This is a genomic window from Trichlorobacter lovleyi (assembly GCF_015239775.1).
In the GTDB taxonomy this organism is placed as follows: Bacteria; Desulfobacterota; Desulfuromonadia; order Geobacterales; family Pseudopelobacteraceae; genus Trichlorobacter; species Trichlorobacter lovleyi_B.
The window spans coordinates 1614614-1635622 of record NZ_CP058409.1 but is presented as its reverse complement, the minus strand read 5'-3'; the positions used below and the strand labels follow the sequence as shown (position 1 = coordinate 1635622).

The window sequence follows — 21009 nt, the reverse complement described above, 5'->3', positions numbered from 1 at the left end:
GGCAGCTCCTGCTTGCAAAATCTTTTTACCACGTTATCCTATAAACCATACTTGTATGCAGGTCAATAACGGGGGAATCATGCCGGGCAGGATACTGATTGTTGATGATGAAATTCCGGTCACCCGCCTGATCAGTACGGTTCTTGGCAATGATGGACACCGGGTTGACGTGGCCCACAGCTGTCATGACGCGCTCACCTTGATCGGGCAGTATCCCTATGATGTCATTTTTATCGATATCAAGCTGGACAGGGACCAAGGCGGCCTGGCGCTGCTCAAGACAGCCACGACGATCACCCCCACCAGTCGCGTGATCATGATGACCGGTTATCCCGATGTTGCCACCGCAACTGAAGCGATCCGTTACGGCGCCTTTGACTATCTCTGCAAACCGTTTGACAGTCTGCAGATCAGCAGCATTACCCGCCATGCCATTGAAAACCGGCGACTGCAGCTTGAGCGGGAGCAGTTTCGTGCCAACCTGGAAGCAATTAACCGCAGCATCAGTGACGCGATCATCATGGTGGATCAGCGCCTCCAGCTGCAACACCTCAACGATGCCGCCCTGCAATGCGGCTATAACGCTGCCCAGCTGGGTCAACCGCTTGATCAGCTGAGCACCGGCTGCCTCGGCAGTTGCCGCATGGCCCTGGCCGAGACCGTCCGGACCGGACGACGTCAGGAACTGAAACGGATTGAGTGCCGGGGTAACGGCAACCTCACCAGGATTGTCAGCGTCATCGCCACCCCGACCACCAGCGAAGACGGGGACCGCACCGGAGCGGTAGCGGTCATACGCGACGAAACCAGAATTGACGCCCTGGAACGGCAGTTACAACAACGCAGCCGCTTTCACACCATCATCGGCCATGCACCGGTCATGCAGCAACTCTTCACCAGGATCGAGGCCCTGGCCGATGTCACCAGTACGGTGCTGATCTGCGGCGAAAGCGGCACCGGCAAGGAGCTGGTAGCCCAGGCATTACACGAATGCGGGGCCAGAAAACAGAAACCGTTTGTCAAACTCAACTGTTCAGCGCTGTCGGAAGGCCTGTTGGAAAGTGAACTGTTCGGCCATGTCCGGGGTGCCTTTACCGGCGCAATCAAGGACAAGCAGGGACGTTTTCAAAAGGCCCATGGCGGCACCATCTTTCTGGATGAGATTGGTGACATCTCCCCAGCCCTGCAGATCCGGCTGTTACGGGTCTTGCAGGAGCGAGAGATCGAGCGGGTTGGCGATACCACACCGATCAAGATTGATGTGCGGGTGATTGCCGCTACCCACCGCAACCTGCAGGACAAGGTCCGGCGGGGAGAGTTCCGGCAGGATCTTTACTATCGCCTGAATGTGGTACGCCTTGATGTCCCCCCCCTGCGAGAGCGGTTGGAAGACCTGCCCCTGCTGGTTGAGCATTTCCTGCATTATTTTTCCCGCAAGTTCAATCGCATCTGCAGCAGTATGTCCGATGATGTACTGGCGGCGTTGCGCAGCCATCCCTGGCCCGGCAATGTGCGTGAACTGGAACATCTGGTCGAACATGCCTGCATCCTCACGCAAGACTCTATCATCACTTCCGAGGCACTGCCGGCCGAGTTCTTCAATATTGCCCGGCAAAGACGCAACTCCGGCCCCGCCCCCCGGACCCGGCCTGCCCTTAACCTGCAGGAGGCGCTGCTCCAAGCCCAGGGCAATCGCACTGAAGCGGCAAAATTGCTGGGCATCAGCCGACGTACCTTCTACCGTTGGCTTGAGCAGCAACCAGACTAACGACACAATTCTGACGTGTCACACCTGTGTCATGACACACTTGATGGCACAAATACCAGCAATCTGGCAACACACAACAAAACAACAAAAACAATAATAACAAATAGCTAAAACCACTCGCAGACCAGCGTCTTGAGTGGCACACATAGTGCATTTGTACAAACGTCACAAAGAGCTACCCACTGAGCCGCACACCGGAAAGACAACCTATGGAAGCCTCAGCCAGATCCTCCAGCCGTCCTTCGTCCTTGAAAGCCAGTATTCTATTGGTTGATGACGAACCAATGGTCCTGAAGATGCTGCAGACCTTTCTGGAATCTCAGGGGCACCGGGTTATCTCTGCATCTGGCGGCCAGCACGCCCTCGCAATCATTGAACAGCAAGGCCAGTCAATTGACCTGTTGATTACCGACATCCGCATGCCGGACATGAACGGCATCCGCCTGCTGGAGGCGGTTTGTCAGCTGCTGCCTGCGTTGCCGGTGCTGCTCATGACCGGCTATACTGACTTTGATCTGGTGGTGGAAGGGCTGAAACAGCACGCCTTTGACCTGTTGTTCAAACCGATTGACTTTGATCAGCTCAACTGGTGCATCTCCAAGGCCCTGGCCTTTCAGATCAGTCAACGGCTGGAGCAACAGTACCGCGCACGACTTGAAGAGCAAGTCACCAACCAGACCCGGCTGCTCTGTAAACAACTGGAAGAGCTACAGGAGGCACAACGCAAAGCAGCGGAGGTTGATGAGCTGAAACGTGAATTTTTAAGCTTGATCAGCCACGAATTCCGCACCCCCCTGAACGGCATCATGGGCGCCATTCAACTGATGGAAGACCTGAAAAATACCGCTTCCAGCCAAGAGCATCTCTCGCTGCTCAAGGCATCGTCAAAGCGTCTGACCAATCTGGTGAACAACCTGTTGACCCTTACAGAAGCACGTTCAGAAAAACAGTCTCTCGGGCCTGTCATGAACACCCCCTGCATGGCCCTAGATGTCCTGGAAAACCGCTACCGTGCCGTTGCCGACAGCAACGGCATCCGCTTTACAACCGACTGCAGCCGGCACCCGTCCCTGGCACTGCATGGTCCCTGGGATGCCCTGCATATTATTGCCGGCTGCCTGCTGGATAACGCCTTTAAATTCACCGCCAGGGGGGGGACCGTCAGCTGCCGCCTCTGGGCTGAGGATGGGAGTGGTAACCAGCAGGAGGTACCGGTTATGGTACAGGTGTCTGACAACGGCAAAGGGATTCCGCCCTCCTGTCAGGAGATTATCTTCCAACCTTTTACCCAGCTGGAGCATTACCTGACCCGTCGCAGTGAAGGCAGCGGTATCGGCCTGGCTATTGTCCGCTCCATCTGCGACAAACTGGGTGGCAGTATTACCCTGGAAAGCAGTTCTGAGCAGGGCAGCTGCTTTACCTGCAGTCTCAGCTTCAGCTCTGCACCGGTACCCTGCCCATGAAGATCCTTGCCATTGACGACTCAACCATCAACCTGCTGGTTATGAAAGGCACCCTGGGACAACATCTGCCCGATGCCCAGCTTGAGACCGCCCGTTCCGGTCAAGAAGGGCTCGAACTGGCGCGCAACTGGCACCCGGACACCATCCTGCTCGACCTGCAGATGCCGGAAATGGACGGCTATGAAACCATCCGGATCCTGAAGCAAAATCCGATCACCGCCTATATCCCGGTGATTGTCATCACAGCAGCCGATGTTGATGCGGATGACCGGGTCAGGGCGCTCGATCTGGGTGCCGACGCCTTTCTGCAAAAGCCAATCTCCAGCCACGAACTGGTGGCCCACATCAAGGTGATGCTGCGAATCAAAAAGGCCGAAGAGCGGCTGCGCCACTCGCAGAAACTGGAGGCGATCGGCATCCTGGCCGGAGGAGTGGCCCACGACTTCAACAACATCCTGACCGTTATCAGGGGCTACAGCACCATGTTGCTGATGCAGACTCCGGCTGACAACCCCCACCACGAGAGCCTGCAGATGATCGTTGATGCAGCCAAGCGGGCCACCAGTCTGACCCAGAGCCTGCTGACCTTCAGCCGCAAACAGGAGGCAACCCCCTCAAAGGCCGAGCTCTGCACCCTGGTATCCAGCTTTGAAAAATTCATCAAACGGATAATCGGCGAAAACATTACGCTCAATTTCATCTGCGATCAGCACACGGTACCAGCCAGTGTAGACCGCAGCATGATCGAGCAGATGCTGATGAACCTTGCCATCAATGCCCGCGACGCCATGCCGGGCGGTGGCCAGCTTTCCATTACCACCTCAAACACCCTGCTCGACACCGCCAGGGCAGCAGCACTTGATCTCACTCCCGGCCTCTACGTTAATCTTACCGTGGCAGATACCGGCTGTGGTATTCCGCAAGAGTTCCTGCCCAAGATCTTTGACCCGTTCTTCACCACCAAAGAGATCGGCAAGGGCAGTGGCCTGGGTCTCTCCATGGTCTACGGCATTGTCCAGCAGCACCGTGGCGCCATTACGGTTAACAGCACTCCCGGCAGCGGCACAACATTCAGCATCTATCTGCCGGTAACCAACACACCGGAACCAACGGACGAAAGCAGTTGAACCTGTACAAACGCTGTCAGGCCAGAAATTAGTTGCCTGTTGGCGTGACAAACAAAATACAGATGGTATACTTCCCAATCAATATCGGCTTTTGAATCAAAAGGAGAACAGAACCAGATGAAATGTACCACACTGATGACAGGACTGATCGTGCTGTTCACCGTCTGCTGCGCCGCTGCAGCAGCCACTGCACCGCAGCTGCCAAAGTACCAGAGCTGGAAAAAAAGTACCCGCAAGGTTGTGTCAGACAAAAAATCTCTCTTCTACGGCATTCACTACATCTATGCCGACAGCAAGGCTCTCAAGGGATACAAGGCTGGCAACAAATTCCCCGAGGGCAGCCGCATTGTGGTTGAGCATTTCAACATCAAAGGGGACAACAGCAGCGTTGACGGGCCCAAAAACATGGTAGTCCTGATGAAGAAAGACAAGTCACAAAAGAATACCGGCGGCTGGCTGTATGCCGGTTATACCGCGGACGGCAAACCCAGCCGCCTCGATCCGGTTAAAAACTGTTTTGAGTGTCATCAAAAGGAAGTTGCCGGACGGGACTACGTTTTTTCAAGCGGCGCAGACTTTTAGCACAAAGGAGTCCTACCGTGAAATGCCTGATCGTTGAAGATGACTTCATTTCCCGCAGGATTCTGCGGGAGCTGCTGAACCCTCATTTTGAGATTGAGATCGCTGTTGATGGTGAAGAGGCAATCACCGCCTTCAAGCTGGCCCACCAGGCAAAGTCACCTTTTGATCTGATCTGTATGGACATCATGATGCCTAAGATGGATGGACGCGAGGCGTTGCGGCTGATCCGTCAGCTTGAAAAAGAGCTGGAGGTACCGCCCAATCTTGAGACCAAGATAGTGATGACCACGGCACTCGATGACCCCAAGACGGTCTTTGACTCTTTCTATCAAGACGGCGCCACCGCCTACCTGGTCAAACCGATCAGCAAGCAGAAACTGATCCGTGAACTCCGTGCCCTGGGACTGATCCAGTAGGATACCGGCGGCGAAAGGAATTAAGACCGATGACGAATCCCCTCTGTTCACAGATACAACGTTGGCATGACCAGTTGACTCCCACCATGGAGATCATGCGACGCCTGGCCGGCAGTACCGAACACCAGTTCCTGGAACTGGGAGAAAAACTGCAGGACTTTGCGTTACGTTCATCCCTGATCTCAACGACCGCCCGCAATCTGGTGGAACTGGTTGCCGGCTCCGAGAGTGCCGAGCTGACCAACCGTCTGCGCCGGCTCTTCAGTGACATGGATGACTATCTGGGCCGGGTCAGCGCACAGGGGGGGCAGAGCTGCAGCACCCTGGAACAGATCATGGTACAACTTGACAACGTCGTCCAACCCCTTGAAGGGTTTCAAAAGATGGACAAGGCTCTGCGCATGCTTTCAATCTCCACAAAAATCGAGTCTGCCCGTCTGGGCGAACTGGGGGCCGGCTTCACCACCCTGGCAATGGATGTTGAAAAACTTTCCCAGGCTGTCAGCGAAAAATCAGCCGGCATCATGATTCAACGCCAGTCTCTGACCCAGTTGATCAACAACAACCTTGAAATGGTGCGTTCCACTGAGGCTCACCAGTATGCCGACGCCCATGCAATCCTGGCAACCACCGGCAACAACCTTGGCACACTTGAACAGATGAACAGTGCCTGTTCCGAAACCGGTAACCAGGTCGGGCTCATCTCTGAAGAGATCTCAGCCGATATCGGTACCGTAGTGTCTTCAATGCAATTCCATGACATCACCAGACAGCAGATAGAGCATGTGATTGAAGCACTGGAAAAGCTGCAGCAACATACCTGTACCGCCATGGAGGGCAGTGGCGAAGCCTGTCCGGGCCTGGTTGCAGAAACCGGTGATATCTGTGAACTGCAAACAGCCCAGATGCGCCACGCTGCAGATCAGCTGACCAAAGCCACCCAGGCTATTCTGGACAGCATGCAGGATATCGGTGCCAAACAGACCCAGATCAGCCGCGATCTCCAGCAGGCCCTGATGGGCAACTCCAGCAGCGCCGAGAAATCCCTGTTGGACACCATGGAACAGGAGATGCACCAGGTCACCAGGATTCTACAAAGTTGCGACCAGGCGGACCAGGAGCTTGCCGGGGCCATGCAGAAGGTCACCGGCACCATGGCCAACATCGGCGGTTTTGTCAGCGACATAGAAGCCGTCGGGACTGAAATTGATCTGATTGCCCTGAATGCCCAGATCAAGGCGGCCCATACCGGCACTCAGGGAGCGGCACTGGGGGTCCTGGCTGAAGCGATCAAACGTCTATCGCTGGATGCCGTTACCCAGACCGAGGCGGTCTCATCCACCCTGCTGGCCATTAACGCCATTACTGCCCAAATGGAAGACCAGTCTTTTCTGTCCGGCGAGGGCAACCTGCATCAGGTTGCCGAGATGGAACAGGAGGCCAGACAGATTATTTCAGCCCTGTCCGGCATAAACCGTTCCCTGCTGCAACAGCTCTCCAGCCTGGCAAGCACTTCGGAATCCCTGGCGGATGATATCAACAGCACCACCGCTTCCATCCATGTGCATGAAGAGGTGCAACAGCAGACGGAACAGAGCCTGCATGCCCTTGAGCAGATTTACAGCGAGGCCAGGGCTCAGGTGCCCGCCTCCAGTGAATTCCGCGACAACCTGCGCCACATGGAACAACGCTACACGATGGATAGTGAACGGATGATCCATGAAATGCTGGCCGCCCGCCACGGGGTCAGACTTTCACTTCAGAAGCAGCAGGAGTCCAGCGGCAGCGGTTCCGAATATGGTGACAATGTTGACTTATTCTGACCCCTGCCCTCTCCCCGTATCAGGGAGAGGCTCTTTTGGAGGTTTCCATGTCTGACCTTTCAGTTACCCACAGCCTGCTTGCTGACGGCGCCACGCTGAAGATCAACGTGGCAGGCAGGCTGGCTATTGAAACAGCAGCAGAGCTGCAAAACCTGTTGCTGGAGCAGGTCGATACGGTGAGCAGCATCCAGCTGGATCTCTCAGCAGTTGAGGACATTGATCTGGCAGGGATGCAGCTGATCTGCTCGGCCTGCCGCACGAACCTTAATCTGAAAAAACATTTCAACTTTACCGGCTGCATGGCCCCGGTTGTCAGAGAGGCCATCGGTGCAATCGGGCTGCAACGGCAAACAACCTGTAAACATAATGATGATTTACCTTGTATCTGGTGTGGAGGAATGAACTGACATGGCAAAACTGATCATGACGGCCGATGATTCGGCCAGCGTACGGCAAATGGTAAGCTTCACCCTCAAGCAGGCCGGTTATGACGTGGTTGAGGCGGTGGACGGCAAGGATGCACTGACCAAGTTGGGCACACAAAAGGTGGATATGCTGATCACCGACCTGAACATGCCCAACCTTGACGGCATCGGCCTGATCAAAGGGGTCAGAGGCGGTAGCCTGAACAAGTTTATCCCGATCGTGATGCTGACCACTGAGTCGCAGGACTCGCGCAAAGCGGAAGGCAAGGCTGCCGGAGCCACCGGTTGGATCGTCAAACCGTTCAAGCCGGAACAGTTAATCGCTGTTGTGAAAAAAGTACTCGGTTAGAGGCAAGAGTGAAGTTAGAAGAGTGAAGGGTGAAATAAACCCCTTTCTCACTTCACCCTTCACACTTCTTCCTTGCCTTGGAGGTTCCATGTCCAGCCCCCAGGAACAACATATCGCCACCTACCGCGAGGAAGCCGGAGAGCTACTGGCTGAACTGGAAACATCCCTGCTTGAACTGGAGGATAATCCCCAGGACAATGACCTGATCAACCGTGTCTTCCGGGCCATGCACACCATCAAAGGGTCCGGCGCCATGTTCGGGTTTGACGACATTGCCCGTTTTACCCATGAGGTGGAAACGGTCTTTGACCAGGTCAGAAACGGCAAGATGCAGGTTACCCGCTGTCTGCTCGATCTGACCCTGCAGGCCAGGGATCAGATTACCACCATGCTTGACGCGTCAGCCGGCGGTCCTCCGGCAGACGAGACCAATGGCCAGCGGATTATTGCCGGGCTGCAGGAACTGCTGCCCAGGGTAGCACCGCTGAAAGCCCCCCCTAAGGATGCCGCTGCCACAGCACCGGCATCTGAAAGCGTCAGCCGTACCTACCGCATCCGCTTCAAGCCGGTTCCCGAGATCATGCTGGGCGGCACCAATCCGGTCAGCCTGCTGAATGAACTGCGCGATCTCGGCACCTGCGAGGTCGTTGTGCATCTGGACTCCATCCCCACCCTCGACCAGCTGGTTGCAGAACACTGCTTCTTTTACTGGGATATCGTGCTGACCACCTGTCAGGGGATAGAGGCGATCAAGGATGTCTTCATCTTTGTTGAGGATGATTGCGACCTGAAGATTGACCTGATCGACGACGGCAGTGCGCCCGGCACTGATGACAGCTACAAAAAGCTGGGGGACATCCTGGTCGAGCGGGGCGATCTCTCGCCGGTGGAGATGCAGAAGATCCTCTCCATGCAAAAACGGTTTGGTGAGATCCTGATTGAGCAAGGATTGGTGCCGGCCTCAAAGGTTCAGTCCGCTCTGATGGAACAGCAGCAGATTCAGCAGGTCCGCCAGGAAAGGACTGCAGCCGCTCCGGCTGCCGCTGAGGCTGCCCTCTCGATCAGGGTGCCCGCTGAACGGTTGGACCACCTGGTCAACCTGGTGGGAGAGCTGGTCACGGTGCAGGCCCATCTGACCCAGATAGCAGGCACCCGCCATGACAACGAGATCATTGCCGTGGCTGAAGAAGTAGAGCGGCTGATTTCCGAGCTGCGGGACACCACCCTGAACATGCGGATGCTGCCGATCGGTTCAACCTTCAGCAAGTTCAAGCGGCTGGTGCGGGATCTCTCGGCTGAACTGGGCAAAGAGATTGATCTTGAAACCAGCGGTGCAGAGACCGAGCTGGACAAGACCGTGATCGAAAAGCTGAATGATCCGCTGGTTCACCTGATCCGCAACAGTATTGATCACGGCATAGAGATGCCCGAGGTCCGTAAGTCAGCCGGCAAGCCGGCCAAGGGGATCGTTCATCTGGCGGCCGAGCACTCCGGTGACAGTGTATTGGTCACCATCCGTGACGATGGTGCCGGGCTAGACAAGGAGCGGATCCGGGCCAAGGCAATTGAACGGGGACTGATCACTGCCACTACTGAACTGACCGACAAGGAGACCTTCAACCTGATCTTCGCCCCCGGTTTCTCCACGGCCCAGAAGGTTACCAGCGTCTCGGGACGTGGTGTCGGCATGGATGTGGTCAAAAAGGCGATTGAGGCCCTGCGCGGCACCATAGACATTGCCAGTGAAGCGGGCAAGGGTTCAGTCATTACGTTACGGATTCCACTGACCCTGGCCATTATTGAGACCTTGCTGGTGCGGATAGACCGGAACTTTTTTGTGCTGCCTCTTTCCATGGTGGAGGAGTGCATTGAGCTGACCCGCGCCGATGTTCAGGCCGCCCATGGCCGCCACCTGGCCCATGTACGGGGTGAGCTGACCCCCTACATCAACCTGCGGGCCGAGTTTGAAATCACGGACAATCAGCCGGAGATTGAACAGATTGTAATTCTCTCGGTCAACGGCAAGCGGATCGGCTTTGTGGTGGATGATGTGGTGGGCGAACACCAGACCGTTATCAAAACCCTGGGCAAACTCTACCGCGATGTACGCGGCATATCCGGTGCCACCATACTGGGGGACGGCACGGTGGCGCTGATCCTTGACCCGGGCCTGCTGGTCCAGTCTGTGGCCCTGACTGAGCAGGAACAGTTCAGTTGAACGGAAACGGGTTGAGGCCCAGCTTGCAAACCGCCCTGCAGCCTTAATCAGAACCTCAACCCTGGATTCTTATGGCCTTTACCTTTTTTTTTCGTGATTTGCCGGTCCTTGAACACGCTGTTGAGTACACCCTGAAACTGGCCCTGGGCCGGCTACGGATCAAGGTCTGGGATGCAGGATGTGCCCTTGGGCAGGAGCCGTACACCCTGGCTATTCTGTTTGCCGAGCGGATGGGGGAGATGGGCTTCAACACGCTCTACCTTGATGCCACTGACTACGACAGCGAAAACAATTTCGGTGATATCGTGACAGCCGCTGAATACAAATCAGAAGAACTGCAGCGGATTCCGCCCGAGATCTTTGGCAAATACTTTGAAGAGGTTGCTGGTAAGCCTGGTTACCACAAGATAATCGACCGGATTCGCAAACGGGTCTTTTTCAAATACAACGACCTGCTGGGGCTGCAACCGGTCGGATCAGACTACTCACTGGTCGTCTGCAAGAATGTGCTGCTGCATTTTTCCTATGAGCAACGGATTGACGTTTTGAAGATGTACCACCGTTCTTTGGCTCCTGGCGGCTACTTTGCCACAGAAAACACCCAGAAGATTCCCCGCGAGATCTGTCACCTGTTTGAACAGGTGACCCCTGATGCGCAGTTATTCAGGAAAGTGGGCGAATAAAATGCAGGTGCCGGTATGCGGGTAATTCAACTGGCCAGAAACCCCAAAAACTACACCTGCCGTTCATACCTGATCCTGGGAGAATGGAACCAACTGGATGCTGTCAACACCCTGATCGATCCAGGCACCGATGATTACGTCCTGGACGAGATTGAAAAGATTTACACCGGTTGCGGCAAGGTCGCGGTTGAACAGGTGCTGCTGACCCATAACCATTTTGACCACGCTGCCTCAGCCCCTCTGCTCCGGCAGAGATACGGCGCCAGGGTCTACGGCTGGGTGGATGGCCCCGGCGTTGACAACCTGCTGAAGGAAGGTCAGCTGCTCAAGGCAGGTGATGATTATCTGGAGGTGATCCATACACCGGGACACTCCTCAGACTCAGTCGCCTTTTATTGCCAGTCTCACAAGCTGCTCTTTTCAGGTGATACCCAGCTGCGGATCCGCACCACCGGAGGCAAATATACCCGGGACTATGTTCAGACCCTGATCAAGCTGGCCCAGCGGAAAATTGACCTGATCTATCCAGGACATGATGAACCATTCAATCATGATGTACGCAACATTATACTTACTACACTGCAAAACGTGCGACAGAGCGAAGTCATCTAAGTAACAAACATACGAGGGAGGTCCAGCAAATGTTAAAAAACTTGAAGATCGGTAAAAGGCTGGCTGTCGGATTCGCATCCATATTAGTGCTACTGACCATCATCTCCGTAGTGGCCTACGTTAATGTTGTCAAACTGGATAACGAACTCATGTTATTGACCGGGGACAAGATCGTTAAGACGGATCAACTTGCCGAGATCCGTAACGAGGTCAACATCCAGGCCCGTGCCATCAGGAATATGCTGTTAGTAAACGATCTTGGCGAACGCCAGAAGGAACTGGTCAGGGTCAACGAGTCCGGAGAAAAAATAACAAAAGTACTCAGTGAACTTGAAAAAACCGTAAAATCAGACACCGGCAAAAAACTGTTAGGTAATCTTAAAGACAAGCGAGTCGCCATACGGAATGACCAGAAACTGGTCATTGAACAGGTTCAGTCCGGCAAAAAAGAAGAAGCTGTCCATCTTATGCTTACCAAGTTGCGCCAGTCACAAGCAGACTACTTCAAGGCAATCAACGAGATGTTGGACCATCAGAAAAAGTCAGTCGACGATACGGGGCACTTGGCAGAAAAACTCGCAGACCAGACAAAAGAAATTATCCTCATACTTGGCATTGCGGCCCTGCTGGTCGGTATTTTTATGGGCTGGTTCATCACGAAATCCATTGTCACTCCAATTAATTCCTGTGTTGATGCAGCCAACAAGATTGCCGCCGGTGATACGGATGTTCACCTTGACACAACCTCGAAAGATGAAACCGGCATCCTGCAGGCTGCCATGGGCAAGATGGCCGAGTCAATCCAGGCCTTGATCAAAGACGCCTCCATGCTGTCCGAGGCAGCGATAGCCGGCAAGCTGGCTACCCGTGCTGATGCGACCAAGCATCAGGGCGATTTCCAGAAGATCGTGGTTGGTGTCAATGAAACCCTGGATGCCGTGATCGGCCCCCTGAACGTAGCTGCCGAGTATGTTGACCGGATCAGCAAGGGCGACATCCCGCCCAAGATTACTGACAGCTACAGCGGTGACTTCAATGAGATCAAGAATAACCTGAACGGCTGTATTGATGCCGTTGACGCCCTGGTGGCTGATGCCAACATGCTGGCCAAGGCGGCCATGGAAGGTCGCGTCAACACCCGTGCCGATGCATCCCGGCACCTGGGAGATTTCCGTAAGATCGTGGACGGTGTCAACAACACCATTGCCCGTTTGGTCGGCCTGTTGGATGTCATGCCGGCCCCGGCCATGATCATCGACCGTGACTTTAACATCCTCTACATGAACAAACTGGGTGCTGAGGTTGGTGCACGAACCCAGCAGCAGGTTGTCGGCACCAAGTGCTACGACCATTTCCGTACTTCGGATTGTAAAACCGACAAATGTGCCTGCCAGCGTGCCATAACCGGCGGCCAGACAGCCAGCAGTGCCACCGATGCCCATCCCGGCTCCCTTAATCTGGATATCGATTACACCGGCGTACCGATCAAGGATGACAATGGCAATGTCATTGCCGCCTTTGAGGTGGTTACCGACCAGACTGCCGTCAAAAAGGCAGCCCGTATTGCCGATAAACAGGCCAAATTCCAGGATACAGAAGTTGAGAAGCTGCTTAAGAATCTTGAACTGATGGCGATTGGTGACCTTAATGTAAACACGGTGGTCGCCCGCAGCGATGAAGACACCCAGACCATTGCCGACAACTTTGAAAAAATCAACAGCTCCATCAAGCAGAACATTGAGGCGCTCAACTCCATCACCGCCAATGCCAAACAGGTTGCCCAGGGCAACCTGATGGTAGAACTGAAGAAGCGTTCTGACCAGGACGATCTGATGGAATCGCTCTATAACATGGTGGAGAAGCTGAAAGAGATTGTCCGTGAGGTACAGGCAGCAGCTGACGGTGTTGCCACCGGCGGGCAGCAGCTCTCTGCCACGGCCCAGTCCCTGTCCCAGGGAGCCACTGAGCAGGCTGCCTCTGCCGAAGAGATCTCCTCCAGCATGGAAGAGATGTCCTCCAGCATCAAACAGAATGCCGACAACGCCAGCCAGACCGAGAAGATCTCCAACAAATCGGCCACCGATGCCCGTGAGGGCGGCAAGGCGGTCAATGAGACCGTGGCTGCCATGAAGGAAATTGCCACCAAGATCAGCATCATTGAAGAGATCGCCCGCCAGACCAACCTGCTTGCCCTGAATGCCGCCATTGAGGCAGCCCGGGCCGGTGAGCACGGCAAAGGCTTTGCCGTGGTTGCCTCTGAAGTACGTAAACTGGCAGAGCGCAGCCAGACCGCAGCCGGTGAGATCAGCGAACTCTCAGGCCGCAGTGTCCAGGTGGCCGAGGCTGCCGGTCAGATGCTGACCGCCATCCTGCCTGATATCCAGCGTACTGCCGAGCTGGTGCAGGAGATATCAGCGTCGAGCAAAGAGCAGGATGCCGGTGCCGACCAGATCAACCGTGCCATCCAGCAGCTTGACCAGGTTATCCAGCAGAACGCCTCGGCAGCAGAAGAGATGGCCTCCACCACCGAAGAGCTGGCCGGTCAGGCCGAGCAGCTCAAGACAACCATCGCTTTCTTCAGCCTCGACACCCACGGCGCCCAGCGTGCCCTGCCCCACAAACAGCCGGCCCGGCCTGCAGCACCGCAGCGCCCTCTGGTAACGCATACAACAGCACCCAAACCGACCAAGAGCGGCGGGGTGCACATTGACCTGGGCGGTAAGGGCAAGGATCACCTGGATGACGAGTTTGAGAAATTTTAGAAAGGCAAGAGTGAAAAGTGAAGGGTGAAAGAAAACCTCTTCACTCTTCCAACGTCACTCTTCACACTTTTTTCTTGCCCTGGAGGCTTGCATGAGTGTTTCAACCATAACCGAAACAGTCCAATACCTGACCTTCAAACTGGCGGATGAGGTCTTTGCCCTTGATGTGGCCAAGGTCAGGGAAATACTGGAATACACCACCATCACCAAGGTCCCCCAGACCCCGGAGTTCATGCGGGGAGTCATCAATCTGCGTGGCAGTGTGGTACCGGTGATTGACATGCGGCTCAAGTTTGGCATGTCAGCCACGCAACAGACCATCAACACCTGCGTCATTGTGGTTGAAGTAACCCTTGAAGGGGACACCACCATCCTGGGTGCCCTGGCTGATTCCGTGCAGGAGGTAGTTGAGATGGAGCCGGAACAGATTGAACCGGCGCCCCATATCGGCACCCGCCTCAACACCGAGTTCATCAAAGGAATGGGAAAGCATGAAGAACATTTTGTGATGATCCTGGATATCGACCGGGTCTTCTCAGAACAGGAAATGGCGGCTCTGCAGACTGGCGGGGTGCAGGAGTAAGCGGTGAAAACGGTCCTGTTGATAGATGACTCAAAGCCCCAGTTGCTTAGTGCAAAGTTCACCCTGCAACATGGCGGGCACCGGGTTGAAACCGTCTCTGATCCGCTGCTGGCCCTTGAGCGGATCAAGGAGGTAGTGCCGGACCTGATCATCACCGATATCAACATGCCGGGCAAAGACGGCATTGCCATTGTCCGTGAGGTGCGGCAGTTGGCGCAGTTTTCCGCCACTCCGTTACTGGTGATGAGTACCGACTCGCAGAAACACCTGCTTGAACAGGCACGGGCTGCGGGTGCCAGCGGATGGTTGATGAAGCCGGTCAAACAGGAAGATCTGCTTGCAACGGTTACCAAACTGCTGTCCCGGGAGTAACCTGATGAATCACGACAGCAGCCCAGTCACACCACAGCTCTGCAGCATGCGCAACAAGGAGTTTGAGCAGTTCAGCGCACTGATCTATGATGAGGTGGGGATCAAAATGCCCCCCGCCAAGAAGACCATGCTGGAAGCCCGTCTGCAGAAACGCCTGAAGGCGCTGGGAATGCACAGCTTTCAGGAATATTCTGACTTCATCTTTTCTCCGGCGGGGCGGGAACAGGAGATCATTCAGCTGATTGATGTGGTCACCACCAACAAGACAGATTTTTTCCGTGAACCACAGCATTTCGATTTTCTGGTGCGGGAGGCGATCCCCACCATGCGGCAGCTGAGGGGGGCCGGTGAAAGTCCCCTGAACCCCTTCAGGATCTGGTCTGCAGGCTGTTCCACCGGGGAAGAGCCGTACACCATGGCAATGGTATTAAGCGATTATGCTGCTGCCAACCACGGTTTCAAGTTCTCAATCCTGGCCTCGGATATCTGTACCCAGGTCATTAAAAAGGCATCATCAGCAGTCTACGGAGAGGACCGGACTGACACCATCCCGCTCTCCATGAAAAAAAAATACCTTTTGCGCAGCAAGGACCGCAGCAAGGGACTGGTCAGGATCACCCCGGAGCTGCGCAGCAGCGTCAGCTTCAAGCGGGTTAACTTCATGGAGGACCAGTTCGGCATAAGCGAACATATGGATGTCATTTTCTGCCGAAATGTCGTGATCTACTTTGACAAGCAGACCCAGGCAAAGCTGATGCGCAAGTTCCATCGCCAGCTGGTGACCGGCGGGTACCTGTTTATCGGACACTCCGAGACATTAAACGGCTTGGAGGTCCCCTTCGTACAGGTGGCCAACACCGTGTATCGCAAGGACTAATTTCGTGCCAAACAAGATAAAAGTTCTGATAGTTGACGATTCCGCCCTGGTTCGTCAGACCTTGTCCGACATCCTCTCCAGTGATCCGGGGATAGAGGTGATCGGCATGGCACAGGATCCGATTGTGGCGGTGCAGAAGCTTGCCGAACAGGTACCTGATGTGATCACCCTTGATGTGGAAATGCCACGCATGGATGGCATCACCTTTTTACAGAAACTGATGTCCCAACACCCGATTCCGGTGGTAATGTGTTCCAGCCTGGCGGAAAGCGGCAGCGAAACCGCTCTGAAGGCGCTCGAATACGGGGCCGTGGATATCATCACCAAACCGAAGATGGGCACCAAGCAGTTTATCGAGGAGTCACGTATCCGGATCTGTGACAGCATCAGGGCGGCGGCGGCAGCCAGACTCAAGCCGATCCGCGCCATCCGTGAAGTCAGCCCCAAATATACCGCCGACGTCATGATGGAGGCCCCTACTACCAAGGCCATGATCATGACCACCGAAAAGGTAGTGGTGGTGGGGGCATCAACCGGCGGAACCGAGGCACTTTCAGCCTTCCTGCAGATGCTGCCGGAAGACACCCCGGGCATCGTAATTGTCCAGCATATGCCGGAAAATTTTACGGCAGCCTTTGCCAAGCGACTGGACAGTATCTGCCGGGTAACCGTCAAAGAGGCGGAAAACAACGATTCAGTGGTGCGGGGACATGTCCTGATCGCACCGGGTAACAAGCACACCCTGCTGAAGCGCAGTGGGGCCCGCTACTATGTTGAGGTCAAAGAAGGGCCGCTGGTTTCCCGGCACCGCCCTTCGGTGGATGTGCTGTTTCGCTCGGCAGCGCGCTATGCCGGTAAGAATGCGGTTGGTGTGATCATGACCGGGATGGGGGATGACGGGGCCCACGGCATGAAGGAACTGCATGATGCCGGAGCACGGACCATTGCCCAGGATGAGGCCAGCTGCGTGGTGTTCGGCATGCCGAACGAAGCGATCAAGCTGGGTGGCGTTGACAAGATCATGCCGCTGGACCGGATAGCGGCAGAGACCCTGAAATTATGTCTTTAACAGTGCTCCACATGGAAACAGGCTATGGCAATCGAACCTGACCTCAAATTTTTTATTGGCCGTCAACCGATTCTGAACCGCAAGCAGGAGATCTTCGGCTATGAACTGCTCTTCAGGGCGGCCAGTCACCACACGACTGCCCAGTTCGAGAGCCAGGCCCAGGCATCGGCTTCGGTCATATCCAGTGCCCTGTCAGATTTCGGCCTCCAGGACGTGCTGGGCGACAAATTCGGTTTCCTGAACATCACTGCAGGTGTACTGCATTCGGAAATGCTTGAGTTGCTGCCGATTCAACAATCGGTTCTGGAGATCCTGGAAACCATCGAACTTGACGACAACGTCCGCCTGCGCTGCAGTGAACTGAAGTCAATGGGCTTCAAGATTGCTCTGGATGACCATATCTATGCACCGGAACACTCCGCCTTTTACAAGATGGTGGATATTGTCAAGGTGGATATCATGGCCACCGACCCGGCTGAGCTGTCCAGCATAGCGGCAAACCTGCGAAAGTACCCGGTACAACTGCTGGCAGAGCGGGTTGAAACCATCGAGGTATTTGAGCAATGCCTGGAGTGCGGTTTTGAACTGTTCCAGGGCTATTTTTTTGAACGGCCGGTCATTATCGGCCAGAAGCGGATTGATCCCTCCGGGATTGCCATGATGAAGCTGCTGCAGCAGTTAAATGAGAACTGGGATATTGACGAGGTGGAAGAGACCTTTCGCGAAAACCCCAGCCTGACCTTTAACCTGCTGAAGCTGGTTAACTCGGTCATGATCGGCCTGCGGGAAAAGATCAAGAATATCCGTCATGCCATCATGATTCTGGGGATAAACCACTTGCGGCGCTGGGTGCAGCTCGCCCTGTTTGCCGGTAAGGATGAACGGGGTCTGAACTCGCCGCTGCTTGAAATGGCTGCCGTACGGGGACGCCTGATGGAGTTGCTGATGATGCAGCGTACCGGCCAGAGCCGCACCAGCGACCTTGTGGAAACCGCCTTTTTGACCGGTATCCTGTCACTGTTGGACGCCCTCTACGAGACCCCCATGGAGCACGTGGTTGAAAGCCTGAACCTGTCCGAAGATATGGCTGATGCCCTGCTGCGTCGTGAAGGGCAACTCGGCATGTTGTTGTTATTGGCGGAACGGCTGGAAAAAGCAGATTTTGTTGTCGTACAGAAACTGCTTGATGCCTTGTCCATCAGCCTCGATCAATTGCTGGCTGCCCAACTGGATGCCTTCAACTGGCGGAACAGTATTGTTCAAGGGCAGCGCCGCAACTCCTGAAACCTTGACAGTCCTGCTGCTTGAGAGTATTTTCCATGCTTGCTTTTTAGGAGCAACGGCATCAAAAGTTTGATTTTTCTTGCCCCTTGCCCCTTGACCCTTGCCCCTTGGATGTATGACCATGCAGATTGTTGCCATCATTCCCGCTCGCTACGGTTCCACTCGTTTTCCCGGCAAAGCCCTGGCTGACCTGGCTGGAAAGCCGATGATCCAGCATGTCTACGAGCAGACCGTCAAGGCCTCGCTGGTCTCCCGGGCCATTGTTGCCACCGATGACCGCCGGATTGCCGATGTCATCCACCAGATCGGCGGTGAGGCGATCATGACCTCGACTGACCACGAAACCGGCACAGACCGGCTGGCTGAAGTGGCGCGAGGACTGGATGCCGACATCATTGTCAACGTGCAGGGTGATGAGCCGTTGATTGATCCGGCCATGATCAACCAGGCCATTGAACCGTTTCTGGAAAACCCCGGGCTCAAGATGGGCACCCTCAAGAGCCGCGTCAAATGCCTGCACGATTTTCTCTCCCCCAATGTGGTCAAGGTCGTGACTGACAATAACGGTTATGCCCTCTATTTTTCCCGTTCTCCCCTGCCCTTCTTTCGGGACAAGTGGCAGGACCTGAAGGATGAGGCCTTTGCCTCGGGACGCCTGCTCTGTTTTAAACATGTGGGATTGTACGTCTATCAACGAAATTTCCTGCTTGAATATGCTGCAATGCCCCAGACATTTCTAGAACTTTCAGAAAAACTTGAGCAGCTGCGGGCTTTGGAAAACGGGATCAGGATCAGGGTGGTAGAAACAGAATTTGAATCATTGGGTGTTGATACACCTGACGACCTGAACAAGGCTAAAGAACGTATGAAGCAAGGATAACCATGACTGCACGAGCAAAAGATCAGGAGTCTCTTTCCATGAAAACCAAGTTTATCTTTATCACCGGTGGTGTTGTGTCATCCATCGGCAAAGGTCTGGCAGCCGCTTCTCTCGGGGCTTTGCTTGAATCCCGGGGCCTGCGGGTTACCATGCAGAAGCTGGACCCTTACATTAACGTTGATCCCGGCACCATGTCCCCCTTTCAGCATGGAGAAGTATTTGTAACCGATGACGGCGCAGAGACTGACCTGGACCTGGGACATTACGAGCGCTACACCTCGGCCCGGCTTTCCAAGAAGAGCAACTTTACCACCGGACAGGTCTATTTTTCAGTCATTGACAAAGAACGCCGGGGCGACTATCTGGGCGGTACCGTACAGGTCATTCCCCACATCACCGACGAGATCAAGAGTAAGATTACTGAAAACGCCAAAGGGGCCGACGTGGCCATCGTTGAAGTAGGCGGCACCGTCGGCGACATCGAATCGCTCCCTTTCCTTGAGGCGATCCGTCAGTTCCGCTTTGACCGCGGGGCCGGCAACACCCTCTATATCCATGTTACCCTGGTACCCTACATCCGTACAGCCGGCGAGATGAAGACCAAGCCGACCCAGCACTCGGTCATGGAACTGCGCAAAATCGGTATTCAGCCCGATATCCTGCTCTGCCGTTGCGACCGCGAACTGCCCCAGGATATGAAGAAGAAGATCTCCCTGTTCTGCAACGTAGAAGAGAGCTGTGTGATCCCTTCGGTTGACTCAGAGCATATCTATGCCGTGCCACTGGCCTTGAACAAGGAGCGGCTGGACGAACAGGTGGTTGAAAAGCTGAACATCTGGACCAAGCAGCCGGATCTGACCCCCTGGCAGGATGTGGTGGAAACCCTGCGCCACCCCAGCCACGGCGAAGTGCGAATCGCCATTGTGGGCAAGTATGTCAACCTGACCGAATCCTACAAGTCCCTGGCTGAGGCACTGACCCACGGCGGTATCGCCAACGACTGCCGCGTCTACCTCAAATATGTTGATGCAGAAAAAATCGAGGAAAACGGTGTTGAGAGCTGGCTGGATGACGTGGATGGCGTCCTGGTGCCGGGTGGTTTCGGTGAGCGTGGCACCGAAGGAAAGGTACTGGCCATTGAGTACGCCCGTACCAAGCAGATCCCGTTCTTTGGTATCTGCCTGGGGATGCAGATGGCTGCAATTGAATTTGCCCGGAACGTCTGTGGCCTGAAAAAGGCGAATTCAACAGAATTTAAACATGATTGTAAAGAGCCGGTGATCCACCTGATGGAAGAACAAAAGACCATCAACAAAAAGGGGGGCACCATGCGCCTGGGAGCCTGCCCCTGTACCGTTTCCAAGGGGACCAAGGCCTTTGACGCCTATAATGAGGCTGACATCTCTGAGCGGCACCGTCACCGTTATGAGTTTAACAACACCTACCGTGAGCTGATGACCACCAAAGGTCTGATACTGTCAGGCATCAACCAGCAGAAAGACCTGGTTGAGATCATCGAGCTGCCCGATCACCCCTGGTTCCTGGCCTGCCAGTTTCACCCGGAGTTTAAGTCAAAACCGCTGGTACCCCACCCGCTCTTCAGGGCCTTCATCGGGGCGTCGCTGACACACCGCAACAAGCGTTAGAGAGACAGGATAGACACAAAAAAGGGACAGGCCACCACGGCCTGTCCCTTTTTTAAACGTTTTCAGCACC

At 55.0% G+C, this 21009-nt stretch carries 19 protein-coding genes; all 19 read left to right on the top strand.

The window, feature by feature from the left end; genetic code table 11:
* Positions 1-79: 79 nt before the first annotated feature.
* The 19 genes from FY034_RS07550 (at position 80) to FY034_RS07460 (ending at position 20939) form a co-directional block, all read left to right on the top strand.
* Positions 80-1768, top strand: coding sequence for a sigma-54 dependent transcriptional regulator (locus FY034_RS07550; RefSeq protein ID WP_265554874.1), 1689 nt, complete (start codon positions 80-82; stop codon positions 1766-1768).
* Positions 1769-1977: 209 nt separating this feature from the next.
* Positions 1978-3231 carry a hybrid sensor histidine kinase/response regulator gene (locus FY034_RS07545; RefSeq protein WP_265554872.1) on the top strand — a complete coding sequence of 418 codons (1254 nt, stop codon included), beginning with the start codon at positions 1978-1980 and terminating at the stop codon, positions 3229-3231.
* Complete coding sequence (locus tag FY034_RS07540; RefSeq protein WP_265554870.1) at positions 3228-4358, top strand: ATP-binding protein; 1131 nt, start codon at positions 3228-3230, stop codon at positions 4356-4358. Before FY034_RS07545 ends, FY034_RS07540 begins: the two co-directional genes overlap by 4 nt.
* Before the next feature lie 117 nt (positions 4359-4475).
* Positions 4476-4940 (top strand): cytochrome P460 family protein, encoded by a 465-nt coding sequence (locus tag FY034_RS07535; RefSeq protein ID WP_265554868.1) that lies wholly within the window; start codon positions 4476-4478, stop codon positions 4938-4940.
* Positions 4941-4957: 17 nt separating this feature from the next.
* Positions 4958-5356 (top strand): response regulator, encoded by a 399-nt coding sequence (locus tag FY034_RS07530; protein ID WP_265554866.1) that lies wholly within the window; start codon positions 4958-4960, stop codon positions 5354-5356.
* 29 nt (positions 5357-5385) lie between these two features.
* Complete coding sequence (locus tag FY034_RS07525) at positions 5386-7179, top strand: hypothetical protein (protein WP_265554864.1); 1794 nt, start codon at positions 5386-5388, stop codon at positions 7177-7179.
* A gap of 47 nt (positions 7180-7226) precedes the next feature.
* Positions 7227-7586, top strand: a complete 360-nt coding sequence (locus tag FY034_RS07520) for an STAS domain-containing protein (protein WP_265554863.1) — start codon at positions 7227-7229, stop codon at positions 7584-7586.
* Between the two features lies 1 nt (position 7587).
* A complete protein-coding gene (locus FY034_RS07515; protein ID WP_265554861.1) occupies positions 7588-7953 on the top strand; it encodes a response regulator in 366 nt (121 codons plus the stop codon).
* Between the two features lie 88 nt (positions 7954-8041).
* Complete coding sequence (locus FY034_RS07510; RefSeq protein ID WP_265554859.1) at positions 8042-10171, top strand: chemotaxis protein CheA; 2130 nt, start codon at positions 8042-8044, stop codon at positions 10169-10171.
* A gap of 71 nt (positions 10172-10242) precedes the next feature.
* Positions 10243-10854, top strand: a complete 612-nt coding sequence (locus FY034_RS07505) for a CheR family methyltransferase (RefSeq protein WP_265554858.1) — start codon at positions 10243-10245, stop codon at positions 10852-10854.
* Between the two features lie 15 nt (positions 10855-10869).
* Entirely contained in the window at positions 10870-11466 is a 597-nt protein-coding gene (locus FY034_RS07500; protein ID WP_265554856.1) for an MBL fold metallo-hydrolase, read from the top strand.
* 29 nt (positions 11467-11495) lie between these two features.
* Positions 11496-14228, top strand: a complete 2733-nt coding sequence (locus FY034_RS07495; protein WP_265554854.1) for a methyl-accepting chemotaxis protein — start codon at positions 11496-11498, stop codon at positions 14226-14228.
* Positions 14229-14319: 91 nt separating this feature from the next.
* Positions 14320-14811, top strand: coding sequence for a chemotaxis protein CheW (locus FY034_RS07490; RefSeq protein ID WP_265554852.1), 492 nt, complete (start codon positions 14320-14322; stop codon positions 14809-14811).
* 3 nt (positions 14812-14814) lie between these two features.
* Positions 14815-15183, top strand: coding sequence for a response regulator (locus FY034_RS07485; protein ID WP_265554851.1), 369 nt, complete (start codon positions 14815-14817; stop codon positions 15181-15183).
* A gap of 4 nt (positions 15184-15187) precedes the next feature.
* On the top strand, positions 15188-16060 hold the full coding sequence (locus FY034_RS07480) for a CheR family methyltransferase (RefSeq protein ID WP_265554849.1): 873 nt from the start codon (positions 15188-15190) through the stop codon (positions 16058-16060).
* A gap of 4 nt (positions 16061-16064) precedes the next feature.
* A complete protein-coding gene (locus tag FY034_RS07475; protein ID WP_265554848.1) occupies positions 16065-17129 on the top strand; it encodes a protein-glutamate methylesterase/protein-glutamine glutaminase in 1065 nt (354 codons plus the stop codon).
* A 24-nt stretch (positions 17130-17153) separates the two neighbouring features.
* Positions 17154-18413: an EAL and HDOD domain-containing protein gene (locus FY034_RS07470; RefSeq protein WP_265554846.1), complete on the top strand. Its 1260-nt coding sequence runs from the start codon at positions 17154-17156 to the stop codon at positions 18411-18413.
* A 121-nt stretch (positions 18414-18534) separates the two neighbouring features.
* Positions 18535-19293: a 3-deoxy-manno-octulosonate cytidylyltransferase gene (kdsB, locus tag FY034_RS07465; RefSeq protein ID WP_265554844.1), complete on the top strand. Its 759-nt coding sequence runs from the start codon at positions 18535-18537 to the stop codon at positions 19291-19293.
* Positions 19294-19331: 38 nt separating this feature from the next.
* Positions 19332-20939 carry a CTP synthase gene (locus tag FY034_RS07460; RefSeq protein ID WP_265554842.1) on the top strand — a complete coding sequence of 536 codons (1608 nt, stop codon included), beginning with the start codon at positions 19332-19334 and terminating at the stop codon, positions 20937-20939.
* Positions 20940-21009 lie beyond the last annotated feature (70 nt).

What these genes read in the sequence shown, in the direction of transcription:
- kdsB (WP_265554844.1), top strand. Translation starts at nt 18,535, where the DNA reads ATGCAGATTGTTGCCATCATTCCCGCTCGCTACGGTTCCACTCGTTTT.
- FY034_RS07500 (WP_265554856.1), top strand. Translation starts at nt 10,870, where the DNA reads ATGCGGGTAATTCAACTGGCCAGAAACCCCAAAAACTACACCTGCCGT.
- FY034_RS07550 (WP_265554874.1), top strand. Translation starts at nt 80, where the DNA reads ATGCCGGGCAGGATACTGATTGTTGATGATGAAATTCCGGTCACCCGC.
- FY034_RS07510 (WP_265554859.1), top strand. Translation starts at nt 8,042, where the DNA reads ATGTCCAGCCCCCAGGAACAACATATCGCCACCTACCGCGAGGAAGCC.
- FY034_RS07520 (WP_265554863.1), top strand. Translation starts at nt 7,227, where the DNA reads ATGTCTGACCTTTCAGTTACCCACAGCCTGCTTGCTGACGGCGCCACG.
- FY034_RS07495 (WP_265554854.1), top strand. Translation starts at nt 11,496, where the DNA reads ATGTTAAAAAACTTGAAGATCGGTAAAAGGCTGGCTGTCGGATTCGCA.
- FY034_RS07525 (WP_265554864.1), top strand. Translation starts at nt 5,386, where the DNA reads ATGACGAATCCCCTCTGTTCACAGATACAACGTTGGCATGACCAGTTG.
- FY034_RS07470 (WP_265554846.1), top strand. Translation starts at nt 17,154, where the DNA reads ATGGCAATCGAACCTGACCTCAAATTTTTTATTGGCCGTCAACCGATT.
- FY034_RS07515 (WP_265554861.1), top strand. Translation starts at nt 7,588, where the DNA reads ATGGCAAAACTGATCATGACGGCCGATGATTCGGCCAGCGTACGGCAA.
- FY034_RS07540 (WP_265554870.1), top strand. Translation starts at nt 3,228, where the DNA reads ATGAAGATCCTTGCCATTGACGACTCAACCATCAACCTGCTGGTTATG.
- FY034_RS07535 (WP_265554868.1), top strand. Translation starts at nt 4,476, where the DNA reads ATGAAATGTACCACACTGATGACAGGACTGATCGTGCTGTTCACCGTC.
- FY034_RS07460 (WP_265554842.1), top strand. Translation starts at nt 19,332, where the DNA reads ATGAAAACCAAGTTTATCTTTATCACCGGTGGTGTTGTGTCATCCATC.
- FY034_RS07490 (WP_265554852.1), top strand. Translation starts at nt 14,320, where the DNA reads ATGAGTGTTTCAACCATAACCGAAACAGTCCAATACCTGACCTTCAAA.
- FY034_RS07505 (WP_265554858.1), top strand. Translation starts at nt 10,243, where the DNA reads ATGGCCTTTACCTTTTTTTTTCGTGATTTGCCGGTCCTTGAACACGCT.
- FY034_RS07545 (WP_265554872.1), top strand. Translation starts at nt 1,978, where the DNA reads ATGGAAGCCTCAGCCAGATCCTCCAGCCGTCCTTCGTCCTTGAAAGCC.
- FY034_RS07480 (WP_265554849.1), top strand. Translation starts at nt 15,188, where the DNA reads ATGAATCACGACAGCAGCCCAGTCACACCACAGCTCTGCAGCATGCGC.